Source organism: Acidovorax sp. Q11 (assembly GCF_054950075.1).
In genome coordinates this window covers 95,264-115,376 of the sequence record NZ_JBUDZG010000003.1, presented here as the reverse complement: position 1 = coordinate 115,376, position 20,113 = coordinate 95,264, and the positions used below count along the sequence as shown (strand labels likewise).

18 protein-coding genes are annotated in these 20,113 nt (G+C 67.0%); 7 read left to right on the top strand and 11 right to left on the bottom strand.

Annotated elements, in window-relative coordinates; all coding sequences use genetic code 11:
- Window positions 1-219 precede the first annotated feature (219 nt).
- The 3 genes from ACYZGB_RS04220 to ACYZGB_RS04210 form a co-directional block, all read right to left on the bottom strand.
- On the bottom strand, window positions 220-1,386 hold the full coding sequence (locus ACYZGB_RS04220) for an acyl-CoA dehydrogenase family protein (protein ID WP_462386967.1): 1,167 nt from the start codon (window positions 1,384-1,386) through the stop codon (window positions 220-222).
- 45 nt (window positions 1,387-1,431) lie between these two features.
- Window positions 1,432-1,848 carry a lysozyme inhibitor LprI family protein gene (locus ACYZGB_RS04215; protein ID WP_462386966.1) on the bottom strand — a complete coding sequence of 139 codons (417 nt, stop codon included), beginning with the start codon at window positions 1,846-1,848 and terminating at the stop codon, window positions 1,432-1,434.
- A 153-nt stretch (window positions 1,849-2,001) separates the two neighbouring features.
- Complete coding sequence (locus ACYZGB_RS04210) at window positions 2,002-3,525, bottom strand: CoA-acylating methylmalonate-semialdehyde dehydrogenase (protein WP_462386965.1); 1,524 nt, start codon at window positions 3,523-3,525, stop codon at window positions 2,002-2,004.
- A 116-nt stretch (window positions 3,526-3,641) separates the two neighbouring features.
- Here ACYZGB_RS04210 and ACYZGB_RS04205 point away from each other — a divergent pair, with 116 nt between their 5' ends.
- From ACYZGB_RS04205 to ACYZGB_RS04190, 4 genes are all read left to right on the top strand, one after another.
- Window positions 3,642-4,541 (top strand): LysR family transcriptional regulator, encoded by a 900-nt coding sequence (locus tag ACYZGB_RS04205; RefSeq protein ID WP_462386964.1) that lies wholly within the window; start codon window positions 3,642-3,644, stop codon window positions 4,539-4,541.
- Window positions 4,542-4,638: 97 nt separating this feature from the next.
- Window positions 4,639-5,577, top strand: coding sequence for a patatin-like phospholipase family protein (locus ACYZGB_RS04200; protein ID WP_462386963.1), 939 nt, complete (start codon window positions 4,639-4,641; stop codon window positions 5,575-5,577).
- A 45-nt stretch (window positions 5,578-5,622) separates the two neighbouring features.
- A complete protein-coding gene (locus tag ACYZGB_RS04195; protein ID WP_462386961.1) occupies window positions 5,623-6,120 on the top strand; it encodes an NUDIX hydrolase in 498 nt (165 codons plus the stop codon).
- Between the two features lie 90 nt (window positions 6,121-6,210).
- The gene (locus tag ACYZGB_RS04190) at window positions 6,211-7,419 is read left to right on the top strand and encodes a YiiD C-terminal domain-containing protein (protein ID WP_462386960.1); all 1,209 of its coding nucleotides are present in this window, start codon (window positions 6,211-6,213) and stop codon (window positions 7,417-7,419) included.
- A gap of 149 nt (window positions 7,420-7,568) precedes the next feature.
- Here the strand turns inward: ACYZGB_RS04190 and ACYZGB_RS04185 are convergent, their stop codons facing one another.
- The 6 genes from ACYZGB_RS04185 to ACYZGB_RS04160 all read right to left on the bottom strand — a co-directional run bounded on the left by ACYZGB_RS04185 (window position 7,569) and on the right by ACYZGB_RS04160 (window position 13,964).
- A complete protein-coding gene (locus ACYZGB_RS04185) occupies window positions 7,569-9,200 on the bottom strand; it encodes a DHA2 family efflux MFS transporter permease subunit (RefSeq protein WP_462386959.1) in 1,632 nt (543 codons plus the stop codon).
- A gap of 16 nt (window positions 9,201-9,216) precedes the next feature.
- The gene (locus ACYZGB_RS04180; protein ID WP_176886069.1) at window positions 9,217-10,542 is read right to left on the bottom strand and encodes an HlyD family efflux transporter periplasmic adaptor subunit; all 1,326 of its coding nucleotides are present in this window, start codon (window positions 10,540-10,542) and stop codon (window positions 9,217-9,219) included.
- A gap of 184 nt (window positions 10,543-10,726) precedes the next feature.
- Window positions 10,727-12,181: an efflux transporter outer membrane subunit gene (locus ACYZGB_RS04175; RefSeq protein ID WP_462386958.1), complete on the bottom strand. Its 1,455-nt coding sequence runs from the start codon at window positions 12,179-12,181 to the stop codon at window positions 10,727-10,729.
- Window positions 12,182-12,240: 59 nt separating this feature from the next.
- A complete protein-coding gene (locus ACYZGB_RS04170) occupies window positions 12,241-12,753 on the bottom strand; it encodes a MarR family winged helix-turn-helix transcriptional regulator (RefSeq protein WP_462386957.1) in 513 nt (170 codons plus the stop codon).
- 215 nt (window positions 12,754-12,968) lie between these two features.
- Window positions 12,969-13,616: a zeta toxin family protein gene (locus tag ACYZGB_RS04165; RefSeq protein ID WP_462386956.1), complete on the bottom strand. Its 648-nt coding sequence runs from the start codon at window positions 13,614-13,616 to the stop codon at window positions 12,969-12,971.
- Window positions 13,617-13,622: 6 nt separating this feature from the next.
- Complete coding sequence (locus tag ACYZGB_RS04160) at window positions 13,623-13,964, bottom strand: TA system antitoxin ParD family protein (protein WP_462386955.1); 342 nt, start codon at window positions 13,962-13,964, stop codon at window positions 13,623-13,625.
- A gap of 163 nt (window positions 13,965-14,127) precedes the next feature.
- Between ACYZGB_RS04160 and ACYZGB_RS04155 the strand changes: the two genes are divergently transcribed.
- Window positions 14,128-15,084 (top strand): ketopantoate reductase family protein, encoded by a 957-nt coding sequence (locus ACYZGB_RS04155; protein WP_462386954.1) that lies wholly within the window; start codon window positions 14,128-14,130, stop codon window positions 15,082-15,084.
- 145 nt (window positions 15,085-15,229) lie between these two features.
- On the opposite strand, the gene metE is transcribed toward ACYZGB_RS04155, so the two are convergent.
- Entirely contained in the window at window positions 15,230-17,605 is a 2,376-nt protein-coding gene (gene metE / locus ACYZGB_RS04150) for a 5-methyltetrahydropteroyltriglutamate--homocysteine S-methyltransferase (protein WP_462386953.1), read from the bottom strand.
- A 108-nt stretch (window positions 17,606-17,713) separates the two neighbouring features.
- On the opposite strand from metE, the gene ACYZGB_RS04145 reads away from it, so the two are divergent.
- Window positions 17,714-18,652 carry a LysR family transcriptional regulator gene (locus ACYZGB_RS04145; protein WP_462386952.1) on the top strand — a complete coding sequence of 313 codons (939 nt, stop codon included), beginning with the start codon at window positions 17,714-17,716 and terminating at the stop codon, window positions 18,650-18,652.
- On the opposite strand, the gene ACYZGB_RS04140 is transcribed toward ACYZGB_RS04145, so the two are convergent.
- Window positions 18,630-19,058 (bottom strand): nuclear transport factor 2 family protein, encoded by a 429-nt coding sequence (locus ACYZGB_RS04140; RefSeq protein ID WP_462386951.1) that lies wholly within the window; start codon window positions 19,056-19,058, stop codon window positions 18,630-18,632. The genes ACYZGB_RS04145 and ACYZGB_RS04140 overlap by 23 nt on opposite strands.
- Before the next feature lie 93 nt (window positions 19,059-19,151).
- Here ACYZGB_RS04140 and ACYZGB_RS04135 point away from each other — a divergent pair, with 93 nt between their 5' ends.
- Window positions 19,152-20,018: a LysR family transcriptional regulator gene (locus tag ACYZGB_RS04135; protein WP_462386950.1), complete on the top strand. Its 867-nt coding sequence runs from the start codon at window positions 19,152-19,154 to the stop codon at window positions 20,016-20,018.
- The last annotated feature ends 95 nt before the right edge of the window (window positions 20,019-20,113 follow it).

Below are 20,113 nucleotides of genomic sequence, written 5' to 3'. Positions count from 1 at the left end.
CATGAATGAACCGCCATGCCATAGGACGCCCGAAAGAATTTCCACTTGTACCCCGCCGGGATGAATGTGCCCGCGCTCGGACCTTCGCCGATGTCGATGTGTCCCGCTTGCAGGCGCTCCGATTGGCACCCGGGACATCGCGGCAGGGTGGTTTCCTCAAAGCGTGGAAAGCGGGTCGAGCGAACGGGGCTGTGTGTCATGGCGCAGTATTTTCAGCACCTATCGAATAGCTTCCGTCGCATCCCCATCCAGCATGCGCCGCGCAATGATGACCCGCATGATTTCATTCGTGCCTTCCAGAATCTGGTGCACGCGCGCGTCGCGCAGCAGGCGCTCTAGTGGGTATTCGCGGATGTAGCCGTAGCCGCCGTGCAGCTGCAAGGCGTCGTTGATGACGGTGAAACCTGCGTCGGTGGCAAAACGCTTGGCCATGGCGCAGTAGGTGGATGCGTCGCGCGCACCGGCGTCGAGCTTGCTGGCGGCCAGGCGCACCATCTGGCGGGCGGCGACCAGCTCGGTCGCCATGTCGGCCAGCTTGAACTGCAGCGCCTGAAAGCTGGCGATGGGTTTGCCGAACTGCTTGCGGTCTTGCATGTATTGCTGGGCGGCGTTGAGCGCGCCTTGCGCCGCACCCACCGAGCAGGTGGCGATGTTGATGCGGCCACCGTCCAGGCCCTTCATCGCGATCTTGAAGCCTTCACCCTCACGGCCCAGCAGGTGGTCGGCGGGGATGCGCACGTTGTCAAAGCTGATGGTGCGCGTGGGCTGGCTGTTCCAGCCCATCTTCTGCTCCTTCTTGCCGTAGCTGATGCCGGGCGCATCGGCGGGCACGGCAAAGGCGCTGATGCCGCTGGCGCCGGATTGCGCATCGCCGGTGCGTGCCATGAGCACCAGCACGTCGGTGCTGCCTGCGCCGCTGATGAAGGCCTTGGCGCCGTTGATGACGTATTCGTTGCCCACCAGCTCGGCCCGGGTCTTGAGCGATGCGGCGTCGGAGCCCGCGCCGGGCTCGGTCAGGCAGTAGCTGGCGAGCTTTTCACCCGTGGTGAGCAGCGGGCCCCAGTGGTCGCGCACAGCGGGCGTGGCCCAGGTGCCCAGCATCCAGGTGGCCATGTTGTGGATGGTGATGAAGGCGGTGGTGCTGGGGTCCACCGCTGCCATTTCTTCAAAGACCAGCGTGGCGTCCAGGCGGGGCAGGGCGAGGCCACCGGCGGCTTCGGGCGCGTACAGGCCACAAAAGCCCAGCTCGCCCGCCTTGGCGATGGCTTCTTTCGGGAAGATGCCTTCCTCGTCCCAGTGGGCCGCGTGGGGTGCGAACTCAGCTTGTGCAAAGTCGCGGGCCGTCTGGGCAAAGGCGCGTTGTTCTTCGGTGAGTTCAAAGTCCATGGTGTTCTGTCTCGTCGTCGGTTCTTGTTGTTCTGGGGGCCTTGCTCAGGGCTTGGCGGAAGGGTGGTCCAGCGTGAGCCAGCGCATCAGGCCTTTGCGGCGCGCCTGGGTTTCGGCCGTCAGGCACTCGTGGTACAGGCGCGGCCACTGGGGTTGCGATTCGTTGCTGCGCTGCGCCTGCTTGCAGCGGGTGGTGCGCTCGCGCTGCCAGGCGGTGTGCTCCTGCCGCAGCTGGGGCCGTTCGTGGGCCGACAGGGCGCGCATCACGTCGCCGTAGAGGATGGCGATCTCGGTGTCTGCCGCCTGGAAGGCTTGCACGGCGCATGCGTTGGTTTCTTCCACCGTGCCGCCGGGTTTGCAGGCAGCACCGGCCTGTGCGTGGGCATCGGCACCCATCAGCATCGCGCAAGCAGCACCGAAGACCATGGCCCATCCCCGCATCGTTGTCAGATCAATTTGCATGCCCCGCTTTTACCACCGCACGCTACCGCCGAAACCGGCGCGGCCCAAGCCAGTGCCACCGCGCAAGGGCCGCCCCGCCGCGCCGGTGGCGTCCCCCTTCCGCATCGCAAAGCGAAGCAGAGAAAGGGGGATGCGGCGAAGCCGCTCAGGGGGTTACTTCAAACTAATCGTCGTGTTCACACCATGCGAGATGGTGCTGTCGTCAAACCAGCGCGCCGTCACCGTCTTGGTCTGCGTGTAGAACAGCACGACCTGCTTGCCGTAGGGGCCCAGGTCGCCCAGCTTGGAGGCACGCGAGCCCGAGAACGAGAACAGGGGCACGGGCACGGGGATTGGCACGTTGATGCCGACCTGGCCCACGTCGATCTCTTCCTGGAACTTGCGGGCTGCAGCGCCCGACTGGGTGAAGATGGCGGTGCCGTTGCCGTTGGGGTTGTCGTTGATGAAGGAAATGGCTTCGTCAATGTCGGCAGCGGCCGACAGGCACAGCACGGGGCCAAAGATTTCCTGGTCGTAGATGCTCATGCCGGGCTTGACGCCGCTGAACACCGTGGGGCCCACGAAGTTGCCCTTTTCGTAGCCAGCCACTTGCGGGTTGCGGCCGTCCAGCTCCAGCGTGGCGCCGTCGGCAATGCCGCGCTCGATCAGGCTCTGCACGCGGTCCTTGGCGGCGCAGGACACCACGGGGCCCACGTCCGTGCCTTTTTCCACACCGGCGCTCACCTTCAGGGTCTTGGCCTTGGCCACCAGCTCGGGGATCCACTTTTGCGCTTCGCCCACCAGCACCACCACCGACAGCGCCATGCAGCGCTGGCCAGCGGCACCGAACGCAGCACCGGCCAGGGCGTTCAGGGTCTGTTCCTTGTTGGCGTCAGGCATCACGATGGCGTGGTTCTTGGCGCCCATCATGCATTGCACGCGCTTGCCGTTGAGGCTGGCGCGGTTGTAGACATGGGTGCCCACCTTGGTGGAGCCCACGAAGCTGATCGCCTTGATGTCCTTGTGGTCGCAGATCGCGTTCACAGCGGCTTCGCCACCGTGGATCACGTTGAGCACGCCAGGGGGGATGCCGGCTTCGAGCGCCAGCTCCACCAGGCGCATGGTCACCATGGGGTCTTGCTCGGAGGGCTTGAGCACGAAGGTGTTGCCCGTGGCAATGGCCATGGGGAACATCCACAGCGGGATCATGGCGGGGAAGTTGAAGGGGGTGATGCCTGCGCACACGCCCAAGGGCTGCATCAGCGTGTAGGTGTCCACGCCACCGGCCACGTTGTTGGCCAGCTCGCCCAGTTGCAGGTTGCCGATGCTGGCCGCGTGTTCGACCACTTCCAGGCCACGGAACACATCACCTTCGGCGTCGGGCAGGGTCTTGCCTTGTTCTGCCGTCAGGATGGCGGCCAGCTCGGCCATGTTTTCGCGGATCAGCTGCTGGTACTTGAGGAAGATGCGGGCGCGGGCACCGATGGCGGTCTTCTTCCAGGTCTTGAAGGCTTCCTGGGCAGACGCCACGGCGGCGTCGATTTCTTCAGGGGTGGCAAACGGCACGCGGGCCAGCACTTCTTGCGTGGCGGGGTTCACCACGTCGCGCCACTGCGTGGTCTTGGACTCGACGAACTTGCCGCCGATCAGCAGTTTGACGGTGGGGGCCAGCACGGCCTGGGAAGTCGGTGCATTCATGGGTTTGTCTCCTGGGTTGGCACGCGGCGGTTTGCCGACGAATGGCGCATCGTAGCTGTGCAAAATTGCTGAAGCAATAGACAATGATGCACTTTGGTTTTGCAAATTTGCACATCATGGATTGGGACAACCTGCGTTACTTCCTGGAGCTGGCCCGCTCTGGCACCCTGGCCGCCGCTGCCCGCCGCGCGGGGGTGGAGCACACCACGGTGGCCCGCCGCATCCAGGCGCTGGAAAAGCAGATGGGCGCCGCCCTGTTTGCGCGCGAGGCGGGCGGCCACCGGCTGACCGAGGCCGGGCGCCAGCTGCTGCCCGCCGTGGAGGCCATGGAAACCGCCGTGCTGGGTGTGGAGCGCGCCGCCCCGGCGCAGGCGGGGGCCGGGCCTTCGGGCCTGGTGCGCGTGGGAGCCACCGAGGGGTTTGGCACGCTGATCCTGGCGCCGCACCTGGCGCGGCTTACGCAAAAGCACCCGCACCTGTCCATCGACCTGCTGGCACTGCCGCGCATGCTGCACCTGTCGCGGCGCGAGGCGGACATCGTCATATCGCTGGAGCGGCCCACGCGCGGCTCGGTCATCGTCACCAAGCTGGCCGACTACACGCTGCACCTGTACGGCCAGCGCGAATACCTGGCCCGCCGCCCCTTGGTGGCCACGCGCGAGGACCTGCGCCACCACGCGTTTGTGAGTTATGTGGACGACCTGCTGTTTACCAAGGAGCTGCAGTTTCTCGACCAGCTCTATCCGCCCGAGCGGTTTGCCATGCGCAGCACCAGCATCACGGCCCAGTACGAGGCGGTGCGCGCCGGTGCCGGGCTGGCCGTGCTGCCTACCTTTCTGGCCGACACCGACCCGGTGCTGGCCCGCGTCCTGCCGCAGGAGGCGCGCTTTACCCGCACCTTCTGGATGAGCATGCCTGCCGAGGCCAAGCACCTGGCGCGCATGCAGGCGGTGTGGAGCTTTTTGAAGGAAGTGGGGCAGGGCGAGGGCGGGCGGCTGCGGCCGGACCGGCGGTAGAGCCGTGGCGGGCCCATCGCCTGCACAAATCTTCTTGGCATCCTGTGGGGAGCCGCCTAGCATCCGAGCCACCTATCCGCACACTAGGAGTGCTCCCATGGCGAAGTACCGAATCCTCTGCCTGGACGGCGGCGGCCTGCGCGGCCTGATCACGGCCCGGCTGCTGGCCCGGCTCAATGCCCACCCGCAGGTTGCGGGGTGGCTCAATACCGTGGACTTGTTTGCGGGCACCTCCACCGGCGGCATCCTGGCGCTGGGCCTGGCCTGTGGCAAGACGCCCGAGGAAATCTGCACGGTGTACAAGGAGCGCGGCGGCTTCATCTTTGACGACAGCATCTGGGACAACCTGCGCGACCTGGGCAAAACCGTGGGTGCCGACTATTCGAGCAAGGGCCTCAAGGCAGAGCTGAAAGCGGTGTTTGGCGACCTGAAACTGCGCGACGTCACCCGCAAGGTGGCCATCCCCACCTTTGACCTCGACAACGAGGAAGTGGCCGCCAAACGCACCTGGAAGCCCAAGATTTTTCATAATTTCAAGGGAGCGGATTCGGACGGCGAGCAACTGGTGGCCCATATCGCCCAGTACACCAGTTCGGCGCCCACTTACTTCCCCTCGGCCGACGGTTATATCGACGGCGGCGTGTATGCCAACAACCCCAGCATCGTGGCGCTGGCCCAGGCCATTTCGCGCCGCAACCAGCCCGCAGAGCGCGCCGCGCTCCATGAAGTGGTGATGCTGTCGCTGGGCACCGGCGTGAGCCTCACCTACATCAAGGGCCAGACGCTGGACTGGGGCTACGCGCAGTGGGCGCAGCCGCTCATCAACGTGCTGATGGACGGCGTGGCCGGTATCTCGGACTACCAGGCCCGGCAGCTGCTGGACGACCGCTACCACCGCCTGCAGATCGTCTTCCAACCGAACGAAACGATTGCGTTGGACGCGGTGGACAAGCTGGACCGCATGGATGAGATTGCCACGGGGCACCCGCTGCAGGAGACGGTGGATTGGCTCAGGGACGTGTGGCTCTCGCCGTGATCTGTGTCGGACTCGGTAGGATCGCGCCGTTCCTCCCTGCCCGATATGACTTCTTCACCCCCCATGGCGCCTGCCCATCACCCGGTGCCCCGTGTCCGCCAGCGCGCCGCCGCCATCGTGCGGCGTGAGGATGGCCGGGTGCTCTTGCACCGGCTGCAGCGCGATGCCTTCTGGGCTCTGCCGGGCGGCGGCATCGAACCCGGCGAAAGCGCCGCCCAAACCATCATCCGCGAGCTGCAGGAAGAGCTGGACATCGCGGTGGCGCTGGAGGACCTCGCCTTTGTGGTGGAGAACTTCTTCAACTATGCAGGCGTGGCGTACCACGAGATCGGGCTGTACCTGCACGCTCGGCCACTGCCTGGATCGTTGCTCGACGTGTCGGCGGGCCCGTACGAAGGTGTGGAGGGCGACCAGAAGCTTGTCTTTGCGTGGTTTGACCGGGAGCAACTGGCTGGTCTGGATCTGCGTCCCGCCTTCCTGCGCAGTGCGCTGATGCGGGAGACTGTGGGCGTGCAGCACATCGTGCACCGGGATGCGCGGTAGTTGCTGGGTGGATGGTTTGGTCAGGATAAGGCCCGTCGGTTGCCCTCAGAATCGCCCTACCAAAACTCACCGGTTCCCCCGGAGCACACCGTGAATCTTCTCGAACTCCAGGCCTACCTGCACCAGCACATCCCTTTGTCCCACGCCATGGATGTGAGCGTGGTGGATGCATCGCCCCACCAGGTGGTGCTGAGCGCGCCGCTGGCGCCCAACATCAACCACCGCGACACGGTGTTTGGCGGCAGTGCATCGGCCGTGGCCATCCTGGCGGCGTGGTCCATGCTGCACCTGCGGTTGTCGGCCGAGGGGCTGGGCAGCCGCCTGGTCATCCAGCGCAACACCATGGACTACCTCGTGCCCATGGCGGGCACCTTCACCGCCGTGGCGCAGGCGCCGTCTGCGCAAGTGTGGCAGCCCTTTGCGCGCATGCTGCAGCGCAAGGGCATCGGGCGCATCGTGCAGGCGTCGGTGCTTCACTACCAGGGCGAGGCTGCGGGGCAGTTGGAGGGGGGTTTTTGTGGCGTTTGGGCCTGGCTACGTGTCGCCAGCCTGAGGGGCTTGTTCACACGCCCCCGGGTGATCCTGCAAAGTGGGCCGGGGAGCCCCGTTTTATTGCGCCACCGTCGCCTGCCGTGCCGCGTACGCTCCGATCACAAGGCGAAGCGGTGGCTGGCGGGAGGTTTCCCGGCACGGCACCGGGATATCGCCACGCAGGAGTTCAAGGCGATGTCACCTCTTCTTTCCGGTCTTGCATCCGTAGCCTCGCTGGTCTTCAATGCTGCCTCCAGCGGGGCGGCCAAGTCTGCAGCGCCCCGGCGTGGCAGCGAAGAAGCGCAGGCGCAGCCATCGGCCGTGGTCACGCTCAGCCCCCAGGCTGAGGCGCTGGCGGGGTTTGCGGGCAAGGGCATTCTGGTGTCGCAGGGCAAGGTGGATGGGGCTCTGGGCGCCGTGCAGCGCGGCGGCGGCAGTGGTGGTGGCTTGGTGGGCTTGCCTGCGGCGGGGGGCTCGGTCGCTACGCAGGACTTTCAGGCGCTGCTCAGCCAGTTTGGCGCGGACGATGCCCAGAAGGAGCAGATTGCCGCCGGTTTTGACACCAGCAAGGACGGCCGGATTTCGCACCAGGAGTTTTTGCAGGGCCTGGCCAGCACGTCGATCACCCGGCCGGGCAATGATTTTTCGCAGGCCGTGCTGCAGCTGATGGACCGCAGCGGCATTGCCGATGGGGTGGTGAGCCAGAGCGAGTTTGCAGCGCTGGCCACGGCGTTTGCCAACGCTGAAAAGCGGGTGGGGGCTGCTTAGGCCCATTGCGGGCCATGTGGCGCACCTTCAAGACAAAAGCGGCTCTGAGGAGCCGCTTTTGTCATCAATTGCTATGTAAAATATAGCAAACTCTTGTTTTCTATAGCGCGGAGAGGGTGGTTTTTCTCTTGAAAATGCCCTGGTTTGCGCTAGTGAGCGCCGCCTGCATCGGCGGCACCACCGCCACCCGCCGTTCTGGCAGGCCGCTTGGTCAGCCAGATCAGCGCGATCAGCAGCAGGAACAAACCCGCCGAGCCCAGAAAGATGTCATTGGCCGCGCGTGTGAACGCCTGCTGGTCGATGAGCCGGTTGATCTGCGCCAGCGCCTGCATCTGCGTGAGGCCGGACGCGGTGAGGTTGTCCAGCGTCTGCGCAAACACGCCCTGGCCCTGCACCAGCCCTTCGGTCAGGTGCGCATGGTGCATGGCGGCGCGGCTCTCCCACAGCGTGGTGGCGATCGACGTGCCCATGGCCCCAGCGGTGATACGCACGAAGTTGCTCAGGCCCGCAGCTGCCGGGATACGCTCTGGCGCGATACCCGCCAAGGTCAGGGTGGTCAGCGGGATAAAGAAGAACGCCATGGCCGCGCCCTGCAGCAGGGTGGGGATCAGGATGTGGATGAAGTCCGTCTGCACTGTGAACTGCGAACGCATCCACAGCACCGTGCTGAACACGATGAACGCGCCCGTGGCCATGCGGCGCGGGTCCCACTGGCCCACCTTCTTGCCGACCAGCGGCGTGAGCAAAATGGCAAAAATGCCCACCGGCGCCAGCGCCATGCCGGCCGAGGTGGCGGTGTAGCCCATCCACTGCTGCAGCCACAGCGGCAGCAGCACCACGTTGCCAAAGAAGAGCGCGTAGGCCACCGACAGCGCCAGCGCGCCAAAGGTGAAGTTGCGGCCCTTGAAGAGCTTCAAGTCCACCACCGGGTGCTTCTCGGTCAGCTCCCACACCAGGAAGACGGCAAACGCCACCACGGCGACCACGGCCATGGTGATGATCTCGCCCGAGGCAAACCAGTCCAGCTCCTTGCCCTTGTCGAGCATGAGCTGCAGCGCGCCCACCCACAGCACCAGCAGGCTGAGGCCCACGGTGTCGATGGGCAGTTTGCGGATGGGTGTCTCGCGCTGGCGGTAGATGCCCCAGGTCAACGCACCGGCCAGCAGGCCCACGGGCACGTTGATGTAGAAGATCCACGGCCACGAGATGTTGTCGGTGATCCACCCGCCCAGCAGCGGCCCGACCACGGGTGCGACCAGCGTGGTCACGCCCCACAGCGCCAGGGCGGTGCCTGCCAGCGCTTTGGGGTAGCTGGCGAGCAGCAGGGTTTGGCTCAGCGGAATCATGGGCCCCGCCACCAGTCCTTGCAGCACGCGGAAGAACACCAGTGCCTCCAGCGACCCGGCAAAGCCGCACAGCCAGGACGTGAGCACGAACAGCAGCACGCTCATGGTGAACAGGCGCACCGCGCCAAAGCGCTGCGTGAGCCAGCCGGTGAGCGGCACCGAGATCGCATTGGCCACACCAAAGCTGGTGATGACCCAGGTGCCCTGGCCGGGGCTCACACCCAGGTCACCGGCAATGGCAGGGATGGAGACGTTGGCGATGGACGAATCCAGCACGTTCATGAACGTGGCCAGCGACAGCGACAGCGTGCCCAGCAGCAGGGCCGTGCCTTGCAGTGGTGGGTAGGCGGCGGGGGCCGGTGGTTGCGCTGCTGCGGGCGTCGCCTTCGCGGGCGCCTGATCGGCTGCGTCTGCAGTGGGGTTGGCGGCGGTCATGCGCTATCCACCCCGTTTACTGCACCACAGGCGACTGCACTGCCGAGGCCACCGGGGCCGAAGCGTGTTGCTGCTGGCTTTGCGCGGGCGCCTTGCCCACCTTGGGCGATGCCACAGCCACAGCAGCCTTGCCGCTGCGGCCCAGGTTGGCGGCAATGATGTGGGCCACCTCGTCGTCTGCGGCCTTGAACTGCTCGTCGAACACAGCGGTGGCGGCCACGGGCGTGGTGCGCTGTGTGTCGGCCAGCGTCTTGCCGCTCTGGTCGGCAGTGTCCACCTTGACTTCCATCGACAGGCCCACGCGCAGCGGGTGCTCGGCCACTTCCTTGGGGTCGAGTGCAATGCGCACGGGCACGCGCTGCACCACCTTGATCCAGTTGCCCGTGGCGTTCTGCGCGGGCAGCAGCGCAAAGGCGGCGCCGGTGCCCGCACCCAGGCCCGTCACGGTGCCGTGGTAGACGACCTTGGTGCCGTACACGTCGGCCTCCAGCTCGGCGGGCTGGCCGATGCGCAGGGTCTTGAGCTGGCTTTCCTTGAAGTTCGCGTCCACCCACAGGTCGTTCAGCGGCACCAGCGTCATCAGCGGGGCGCCTGCCTGCACACGCTGGCCCACCTGCACGCCGCGCTTGGCCACATGGCCGTCCAGCGGGGCGACCAGCTGGGCGCGCTGCACGGCCAGGTAGGCCTCGCGTACGCGGGCCGAGGCACGCGCAACGTTGGGGTGCTGCTCGATGGACGTGCCCTCGGTCTGCGTCTGGCTGGCGGCCAGTTGCTCTTGCGCGGCCAGCACGGCCGATTGGGCGGCGGCCACGGTGCTCTTGGCAGCGGCCAGCTGGGCAGTGGCGTGCTGGAACTCTTCCTTGCCCACGGCGCCGCTGGCCATCAGCGGGGCGCGGCGGTTCACGTCGTCCTGCATGCGGGCGGCATCGGCCTGGGCGCGGGCCAGGTCGGCGCTGCGCAGGCTGACCTGCGCCTTCAGGGTAGCGTTGTTGGCATACAGGGTGCGCACTTCGCGCACGGTCTGGGCCAGCTGGGCCTCGGCCTGCTCCAGCGCCACGCGGGCGTCGGCAGGGTCGAGCTTGACCAGCAGTTGCCCGGCCTTCACATAGTCGGTGTCATCCGCGCCGATGGACACCACAGTGCCTCCGATCTGCGGCGTGATCTGCACCACGTTGCCCGCCACGTAGGCGTTATCGGTGGTCTCCACATGGCGGCCATTGGCCCAGTGCCATCCGCCCCAGCCGATGGCCACCAGCGCAACGGCGGCGGCAATGAGGGTGAGGCCCCGGCGGCGGGCGGTGTTGGCTTCGTTGGCGGTGAGAGGTTCGCTGTGGGCGGTCATGGCGGTGGTCTTTCAGGAATGTGTTGTTATGTGTTTTTGATCGGGTCGGGCCTTGCCAGCTACTTACTCAACGGGCGCGGCCGAGGCCAGTGCACCCGTGGAACTGGCTTTGCCAGGCCACTGGGTGCGTTCCCCTCCCGCGAAGCGAGAGAGGGGGAAGACGCGAAGCGGCTCAGGGGGTGTTTCATACCGCCGTGTCATCTGTCCAGCCGCCGCCCAGGGCCTTCATCAGCACCAGGCGTGTGTCGAGCTGGCGAGCACGCAGGTCCACGGCCAGGCGGCGCTGGGCCAGCACCTGGCTTTCGGTGGTGAGCACCACCAGGTAGTTGCCCAGGCCCGCGCGGTAGCGCTCTTGTGCAAAGCGGTAGGCTTTTTCAGCATTGGCCACGGCCTCGTCCTGCAAGGCCTGCTGGCGGGTAAGCGACTGGATGGAGGCCACGGCGTCGCCCGCTTCCTTGACCGCATCGAGCACGGCGGCGTTGTACTGGGCGATGGCGGCGTCCAGTTCTGCAGCGCGGCCGCCCAGCTGGGCGCGCAGGCGGCCGCCGTCAAAGATCGGCAGGCGCAGCGCGGGCGTCACGCCCATCTGGCGCGAGCTGCCGTTGAACAAGCGGTCCAGCCCTAGCGAGTTCAGGCCAATGAAGACGCCAATGTTGATGTTGGGATAGAACTCGCTGCGCGCGCTGTTCACGCCTTGCGTCGCTGCCTCCACGCGCCAGCGCGCGGCCACCACGTCGGGGCGGCGGCCCAGCAGGTCGGCGCCCAGCACCTCGGGCACGGCGGTGGGTTGCAGTGCGGCGAGTTGCGGCGTGACCGTGGGCAGCGCGTCGGGTGCCTGGCCGGTCAGCACGGCCAGCTGGCGGCGGGCCAGGGTGATTTGTTCATCCAGCGCCTCGATCTGGGTGCGAGCATCGGGCACAGCGGCCTGGGCCTGGGTCAGCTCGACCTGGCTGTCCAGGCCTGCGGCGGTGCGCTCCTGGGTGAGCTTGCGTTGTTCTTCCCGCTGCGCCAGCGCGCGCGTGGCCACGTCGCGCTGTGCCACCAGCCGGGCCAGCGCCACATAGCTGCGGCCCACCTGGGCAGCCAGGGTGTTGGCGGCGGCAGCCGCATCGGCCTGGGCGGCGCGCGCCTGGCCCAGGGCGGCCTGCAGCTCGGCGGCGTGCTGGCCGAAGAAGTCGGGCGACCAGCTCAGCGAGGCCTGCACGGTGCCGCTGTTGTAGGTGTTGCCTGCCACCGGCGCGGGCACCAGGCCGTTGGCGGTGTAGCGCTGGCGGGTAGCGTCCACGCCCAGGGTGGCTTGCGGGCCGTTGGCGGCCTCGCGCACCTGGCTCAGCGCCACGGCCTGCTCCAGCCGCGCGCGGCTCACTGCCAGGCTGGGGTTGTCTTGCAGGGCGGTGTCGATCAGGGTGTTGAGCTGCTCGTCGCCCAGTGTTTTCCACCACTGGCTGGGGGCGGCGGTGTCGGTAACGGCGGCGTTCAAGCCCACGGCCGACGGGGTGGTCTGCGCCAGCGGCGTGTGGGCAGTGCCGGGGCTGGCGCAGCCCACCAGCAGGAGGGCAGCGGCCAGCGCCAGGGCCGATACCGCGAAATGGGCCGCCAGGGCCGAGCGGGTGGAGGGCAGGGGGGATGGGGTGTTCACGGGGTTCTCCAGAATGGTTTTGGGGTGTTGTGTGGAGGAAAACGGTGTGGGCTGCGCGTTCAGTCGGCGTCTGCGCCGCGCTGCTGGCGCAGCGCTTCGCCATTGGCCAGCATGCGGCGCAGCAGGCGCAGCAGCAGCTGCCATTCGTCGTGGGTGAAGTCGCTCAGGTGGCCGTTGAGCACGTCGGCCAGCACCGGCGGCACCTGGGCGGCTACCTTGTCGCCCTCGGGGGTGAGCGCCAGTTGCACCACGCGGCGGTCGGTGGTGGAGCGCTCGCGCGCCACCAGGCCCTTGGCCTCCAGTCGGTCGAGTGCGCGGGTCATGGAGGCCGGGTCGGTTTCCAGGTCCCGCGCCAGGCTGGCCACGGTGGTGGTGGGGCAGCGCGAGATCTTGAACAGCGGTAGCCACTGGGCGTAGGTCAGGTCGTGGGTGGACAGCTGCGCATCGGCCTGGGTGCGGATGGACGTCATCACCTTGCGCATCAGGTAGCCCACGCTGTTTTCGGGCTGGAGCTGGTTGGGGCTGTAGAAGCCCGGGCCGGGCTGCGATGGCGAGGAGGTGTTGGAAGTCATGGAGGGTGAATTTAATTGACTAGACAATGATTGTCTTGGCAAATAGATAACACCCGCGATCTACTCAGGGTTTTTACGGGGTCATGATTGCTACCAAAGGGATAGCTATAGATGAATGCAGACGTGCGCAGGGCCCCAATTTGGCATTGATCCGACGGCGTAGCAGATGAGAGTGGGCCGCCCGCACAGGCCCGTGTAGCGCGTGGACGTATCGGCTATTGCCCGGTCAGGCGCTGCGCCCAGGCGGGCAGCGGCTGGGCCAAGGGGGTGACTTGGGCGGGGGAGCACACGGCCACTAGCTGCGGCCCGGTGCTGGTGTCGGTGGCCTCGGCAGCGTCATACAGATAGGACACATCCGCCTGCCGCACGGCCTGGGCCAGGTTGTCCATGGTGCGGGGGTAGCGGGCCAGGATGCGTTCGGGCGGCACCGGGTGCCCGCCTTCGCGCACGCGCTGCGCCACACGGGCCAGCAGCCGGGCCGGGTCGTCCAGCGCCACGATGTACAGAGCCACGGTGTAGCCGCAGCGCTGGGCTTCTTCGATCAGCGCCAGTTTGGAGGGGTGCGAAAACACGGTTTCGCTGGCGAAGTCTGCGCCTTTGCTCATCAAGGCAGCGCGGCGTGCATCGGCCCAGTGGCGCGCCGCTTCGGACCGGCCTTCGGGGTCAGCAATGTGCTGCAGGTGCGCCTGTTCGTACAGATCGGCGTTCACAAACTCCAGCGGCGGACCCAGGATGCCTTCGCGCACCAGGGCGCGGTACAGCGTGGATTTGCCCGCGCCGTTCGGGCCTGCCAGAAGGTGGAACCAGCGGAGTGGTGTGTTGTGGCGGGGCGGCGGGGAGGGCTGCTGGGCGGGGGGCACCATGCAAGGTCAGACGACAGGGGCGGTGGCTTTGGCCTGGTTCTCCAGCACCACTTCACGCACCCGCTGCGCGAGCGTGCCGCGCGTTTGGGCTGCCAGCAGGCGGGCGGTGAGGGCGTCCACCGACGTGGGGGCCGCCAGGGCGGCGGTGCGTGCGGCGGCGGCTTCGTACTGCTCGATGGCGCTGCGGGCTTCCTGCACGCTCAGGCCCGTGTGTTCCACGATCTGGCCCAGCGTGGCCCAGTATTCGATCTGGCTGGCCACCGAGCGGCGCATGGGCTGCGCGGCCTGGCGGGCCTGCTCCACCAGGTGGGCGGGGAGCTTGACGGAAGAAAAGGCAGTGGCGGACATGGCGATCTCCTGATTGGCGCATTTTGCGCCAATCAGGGTGGGGATGGCAATCTTCGCAGAACGCCTTGGACCGCGCCATGGTTTTGCAGGGCGATACCATGCACATGGTCCATGTCCTGTGTTCTATACCTGCTCCCGGCTTGCAGCCCGTCTTACCCTCATCATGACCGACGCCACCGCTTTGAATACTGCACCTTCCTCCTCTGCTGCGCGCTTGCGGTTTGCCGTGATGGGCGCGGGCGCCGTGGGTTGCTACTTTGGCGCTTTGCTGGCTCGGTCGGGCCACGCCGTCACGCTCATCGGGCGGCAGGCGCATGTGGAGGCGGTGCAAAAGCACGGCCTGCGGCTGCAGACTGCCGTGCTGGATGTGCAGGTGCCCCTGGCGGCCAGCACCGAGGCCAGTGCCGTGCACGGCGCAGACGTGGTTCTGTTCTGCGTGAAGTCGTCCGACACGGAAGATGCCGCGCGCCAGATACGCCCGCACCTGACCCCCGGAACGCTGGTGCTGACCTTGCAGAACGGCGTGGACAACGACGAGCGCGTGCGCGCCGTGCTGGACGCCGGCACCCCCGTGGCCGCCGCCGTGGTCTACGTGGCCACTGCCATGGGCGGCGCGGGGCATGTGGTGCACCATGGCCGGGGCGAGCTGGTGATTGCGCCTTCGCCGCGCAGCGATGCGGTGGCCCGCCAACTGACGGCGGCGGGCATTCCTACCCAGATTTCAGACAACGTGCGCGGCGCGCTGTGGGCCAAGCTGGTGCTCAACAGCGCCTACAACGCGCTCTCGGCCCTGTCACATCAGCCCTATGGCCCGTTGGTGCAGGTGCCCGGCGTGACGCAGGTGATTGCCGACATCGTGGCCGAGTGCCTGGCGGTGGCGGCTGTCGATGGGGTGACGATTCCGGGCGATGTGCAGGCGGCCGTGCGCGGCATTGCCAGCACGATGCCCGGCCAATACTCGTCCACCGCGCAGGATCTGGCGCGGGGCAAACCGACCGAGATCGACCACCTTAATGGCTATGTGGTCAAGCGCGGCGCCGCCTTGGGCGTGCCGACGCCGCTGAACCACGCGCTGCAGGTGCTGGTGAAGTTGGCCGAAGCGCGGGGCGTTTCTGCATAGTGCGGGCGTTGGGTGGGGCGCCATCCACACGCTCTCAAAATTTTGAAAACCGTTCACGCTGAGCCTGTCGAAGCGCCGCGCAAGAAGGCTTCGACAGGCTCAGCCCGAACGGGTATTTCTGACGGATCGAACCCGGAAATCCGTATCAGGCCGCAGCTTCCTCCAACAACCGCTCGCGCACTTCCTGCGCTGCCTGCACCATGTGGCGCAGGGCGGCCTCGGTCTCGGGCCAGCCCCGGGTCTTGAGGCCGCAGTCGGGGTTCACCCACAGGTGCTCCACGGGCACCACCTCGGCGGCTTTTTCGAGCAGTGTGGTCATATCCTGCACGCTGGGCACGCGGGGCGAGTGGATGTCGTACACGCCGGGGCCGATTTCGTTCGGGTACTTGAAGTCGCCAAAGCCCTGCAGCAGCTCCATGTCCGACCGGCTGGTCTCGATGGTGATCACATCCGCGTCCATGGACGCGATGGCGGGCAGGATGTCGTTGAACTCGCTGTAGCACATGTGGGTGTGGATCTGCGTGTCGTTGCGCACGCCGCTGGCACTGATGCGGAAGGCGCGGGTGGCGCGCTCCAGGTAGCTCTTCCACCCCGCGCGGCGCAGCGGCAGGCCCTCGCGGATGGCGGGCTCGTCGATCTGGATGATGGCAATGCCTGCGGCTTCCAGGTCGCACACCTCGTCGCGGATCGCCCAGGCGATCTGGTCGGCCGTGGTGGCGCGCGGCTGGTCGTCGCGCACAAAGCTCCATTGCAGGATGGTGATGGGCCCGGTGAGCATGCCTTTCATGGGTTTGGCGGTGAGGCTCTGCGCGTACTGGGTCCAGGCCACGGTCATGGGCGTGGGGCGGGCCACATCGCCGTAGATGATGGGCGGCTTCACGCAGCGCGAGCCATAGCTTTGCACCCAGCCGTTGGCGGTGAAGGCAAAGCCGTCGAGCTGCTCGCCAAAGTATTCGACCATGTCGTTGCGCTCGGCTTCGCCGTGCACGAGCACGTCCAGCCCCAAGGCTTCCTGCTTGCGCACGGCCAGGGCAATTTCCTCTTGCATCTTTTGTTGGTAGTGGGCTGCATCGAGCGCCCCGCGCTTGAAGGCGGCGCGTGCGGCGCGGATCTCGGCCGTCTGCGGGAACGAGCCGATGGTGGTGGTGGGCAGCAGCGGCAGCTTGAGCCGTGCGCGCTGGGCCTTTTGCCGGGCAGGGAAGGCGTTGGCGCGCTGATCGGCCCCTGGCGCGGCCGCGGCAATGCGGGCCGCCACGGTGGCGCGGTGCACGCGCGGGCTGGCGCGGCGGGCGGCCAGGGCGGTGCGGGCGGCGTGCAGTTCGTCGTCTACCGCCGCTTCGCCTTGCGACAAGGCGGTGGCAAGCACGCGCAGCTCATCGAGTTTTTCCACCGCAAACGCCAGCCACGACTTCACCTCGGCGTCCAGCTGTGTTTCGGCCTCTAAGCTGAACGGCACATGCAGCAGCGAGCACGAAGGTGCCAGCCACAACTCGCCCTGGTGCTTGTCGGCCACGGGCCGCAGCTTTTGCAGCGCCGCATCCAGGTCGGTGCGCCAGATGTTGCGGCCGTCCACGATGCCCACCGACAGCACTTTGTGCGACGGCAACCAGTCGGCCACGCCCACCAGTTCGTCAGGGGCGCGCACGGCGTCCACATGCAGGCCGGCCACGGGCAGCTGGCAGGCCAGGCGCAGGTTCTCGGCCAGGGGCGAGAAGTAGGTGGCCAGTAGCAGCTTGGGCGCGCTGCGGGCGAGTTGCCAGTAGCTGGGCTCAAAGGCGTGGCGCCACACGTCGGGCAGGTCCAGGCCCAGGATGGGTTCGTCGATCTGCACCCATTCCACGCCCTGGGCCTTCAGGCGTGCCAGCACGGCTTCGTACACGGGCAGCAGGGACTCCAGCAGGCTGAATCGGTCGAAGCCCGCCGTTTTGGATTTGCCCAGCCACAAAAAGCTCAGCGGCCCCAGCAGCACGGCCTTGACGCGGTGGCCCAGCGCCTGGGCCTCGGCCACCTCGGCAAACAGGCGCTCGCTGGCCAGGTGGAACTGCGTGTGGGCGCTGAACTCGGGCACGAGGTAGTGGTAGTTGGTGTCAAACCACTTGGTCATCTCCAGCGCGGGTTGGCCGGTGGTGTGGTGCTGGGCTGTGCAACCGGCGCTGCAGCCTTGGTGGTTTTCAGCTTGGGCCGACACGCCCCGGGCCATAGCAAAGTAGCGCGCCAGCTCGGGCGCTTGGGCGTCAAAGTCAAAACGCGCAGGCTCGCAGCCCAGCAGCTGGATGTGGTTGGCCACGTGGTCGTACAGAGCAAAGTCGCCCACGGTCACAAATCCCAGGCCCGCATCGGCCTGCGCCTGCCAGTGTTGCTGGCGCAGCTGGGCGGCGGTGGTCTGCAGCTCGGCCTCGGTGCTGTCGCCGCGCCAGAAGGATTCGAGCGCGAATTTCAGCGCGCGCTGCGCCCCCATGCGCGGAAAGCCCAGGGTGTGCGTGCGCGCAGGGCGGCGGGTGGTTGGAGCAGCGAGCGACATGGTGATTTCCTTCTTCTGAATGGAGCAATGCAATGAAGGCACCGATGGTCTCGCGGGCTTGTTTATTATTCAAACGAAAGTTTTAGTCGATCAACTTGAAAATTAATAATGAATCAGTCGATCCTGGAAGTGCGCCACCTGCGCACGCTGGTGGCCTTGCGCGACAGCGGCAGCCTGGTGCGGGCTGCGCAGCTGCTCAACCTCACGCAGTCGGCGCTGTCGCACCAGATCAAGCTGCTGGAAGACCGCTACGGCCAGCCGCTGTTTGAGCGCAAATCGGTGCCGCCGCAGTTCACCGCCGTGGGCGAACGCCTGCTGGCGCTGGCCGATGCCATGCTGCCGCAGGTGGAAGGGGCCGAGCGCGACATTGCCCGCCTGGTGCTGGGGCAGGGCGGGCAGATGCGCATTGCGGTGGAATGCCACACCTGTTTTGACTGGCTGATGCCCGCCATGGATGCGTTTCGCACCCGCTGGCCCGAGGTGGAGCTGGACATCGTGAGCGGCTTCCATGCCGACCCCGTGGGCCTGCTGCACCAGGGCCGGGCCGATGTGGCCATCGTGTCCGAGGTGGATGCAGACGAGGCGGGCGTGGACTACCACGCGCTGTTTGGCTTTGAAATCCGCGCGCTGCTGGCCAACACGCACCCGCTGGTGGTCAAGCCGCATCTGGTGGCGCAGGACTTTGCCGACCAGACCATCATCACCTACCCCGTGCCCGACGAAATGCTCGATTTGATCCGCCAGGTGCTGGAGCCCGCCGGCGTGCGCCCCCCGCGCCGCACCACCGAGCTGACGGTGGCCATGCTGCAATTGGTGGCCAGCGGGCGCGGCGTGGCGGCGCTGCCGCTGTGGGCGGTGCAGAGCTACCTGGACCGGGGTTATGTGACGGCGCGGCCCATTGCGGTAGGGCCCGGCGACAAAGGCCTGCGCGGCGAGCTGCACGCCGCCTGCCTGCCCAGCCTGTCGGGCAAGCCGTATCTGCAGGATTTCGTGCAGGTGACGCGCGAGACGAGCTTTGTCACGCTCAAGGGCGTGGAGTTGTTGTGACCGGATCGGGCGCGTACTTGTCGCCCACTTCTTCGCGCAGCGGGTGGGTGTCGTAGACGATGTTCATGTCGCGGATGCGGGTGCTGCCCGCGTCGAAGGTGAACACATCCACGCAGGTGAACGTCACCTCGCGGCCATCGTTCAAGGTCCAGTCGTAGCGGAAGTAGGCGGCGACCCGCACGGCGCCGCCGTTGTCTGGCTGGGCGGACACGAACAGATCCAGCACGGTGATCACGCTGCCGCTGGAGGCCTGGGCGAGCTTCTTGAAAAAGTCGCTCGCGCGCATGGTGCCCAGGAAGGGCGAATGCACCACGCCATCGTCTTCAAAGCAGGCAATCAACCCGTCGGTGTGGCTGGCGTGCAGGTGGGCGAGGTAGGTGCGGGCGGTGTCGAGTGGCGTGGTCATGGGCAGGAGCGTGGTGGAGACAGAAGCCCAGAGCTTCGCCGCGCCCGGCGGCTGCGGCAAGAGACAATGGCGCCTCATACATAAAAGCTGCTTATGTATCTGCGCTACCTGCACTACCTCCAATCCGTCATCGACCAGGGCTCGTTTGCGCGCGCGGCGCAGGCCTGTGGGGTGTCGCAGCCCGCCATCAGCCAGGGCATGAAGGCGCTGCAGGCGCAGTTCGACGCGCCCCTGCTGGTGCGCCACGGGCGCCGTTATGTGCCCACCGACCTGGCCCGGCGTGTGGTGGCCGAAGGCGCGCCGCTGGCGCTGCGCATCAACGCCTTGCCGCTGACCCGCGTGGGCGCCGCCAACCGCAAGGTGTTGCGCGTGGGGCTCACGGCGTCCGCCGCGCTGGTCTGTGGGCCGCTGCTGTACGAGGCCTGGTGCCTGCCGCAGCCCCAGCGTTCACTGGAGATGACCACCACCGACGAGGGGAGCCTGCTGACGGGCCTGCTGCATGGCAGTTTCGACGCCGTGATTGCGCCCCGGCCGCGCCAGTTTGCCCACCCGGATGTGGTGCAGTGGCGCTTGTACGAGCTGCAGCCGCAAATTTATGCACGGCGCAGCCACCCGCTGGCGCAGGCCCGGTCACTGGCCGATTTGCAAAGCGCCGCCTGGGGCTGTGTGGGCCCGAGCGTGAGCGGCCCGGTGGACGTGCTGACCGAGGCGCACCGCGTGCGGCGCATGCCCGCGCCGCGCATGGCTGTGCGCTGCCCGGACTTTGCCAGCTTGCTGAACCTGGTGGTGGGCTCTGACCTGCTGGCCGTGCTGCCACACCCCGCGCTGCTGGGGGCTGCGGCAGAGCAGGTGGTGCCGCTGCAACTGGCCGAGGCACTGCCGCTGTATGGCATGTGGCTGTTCGAGCGCAAGGCGCGCAAGCCCCGCCTGGGGCCGGAGGTGTTTGCGGGGCGGGTGTGAGGCAGGGGCGCCCGGGTGTAGAGCTTGGTGCTATTTATTTGATAGCTAATTGGGCATGATGGACGCGCGCAAACGGCCTAAAAAGCTTGAAAAAC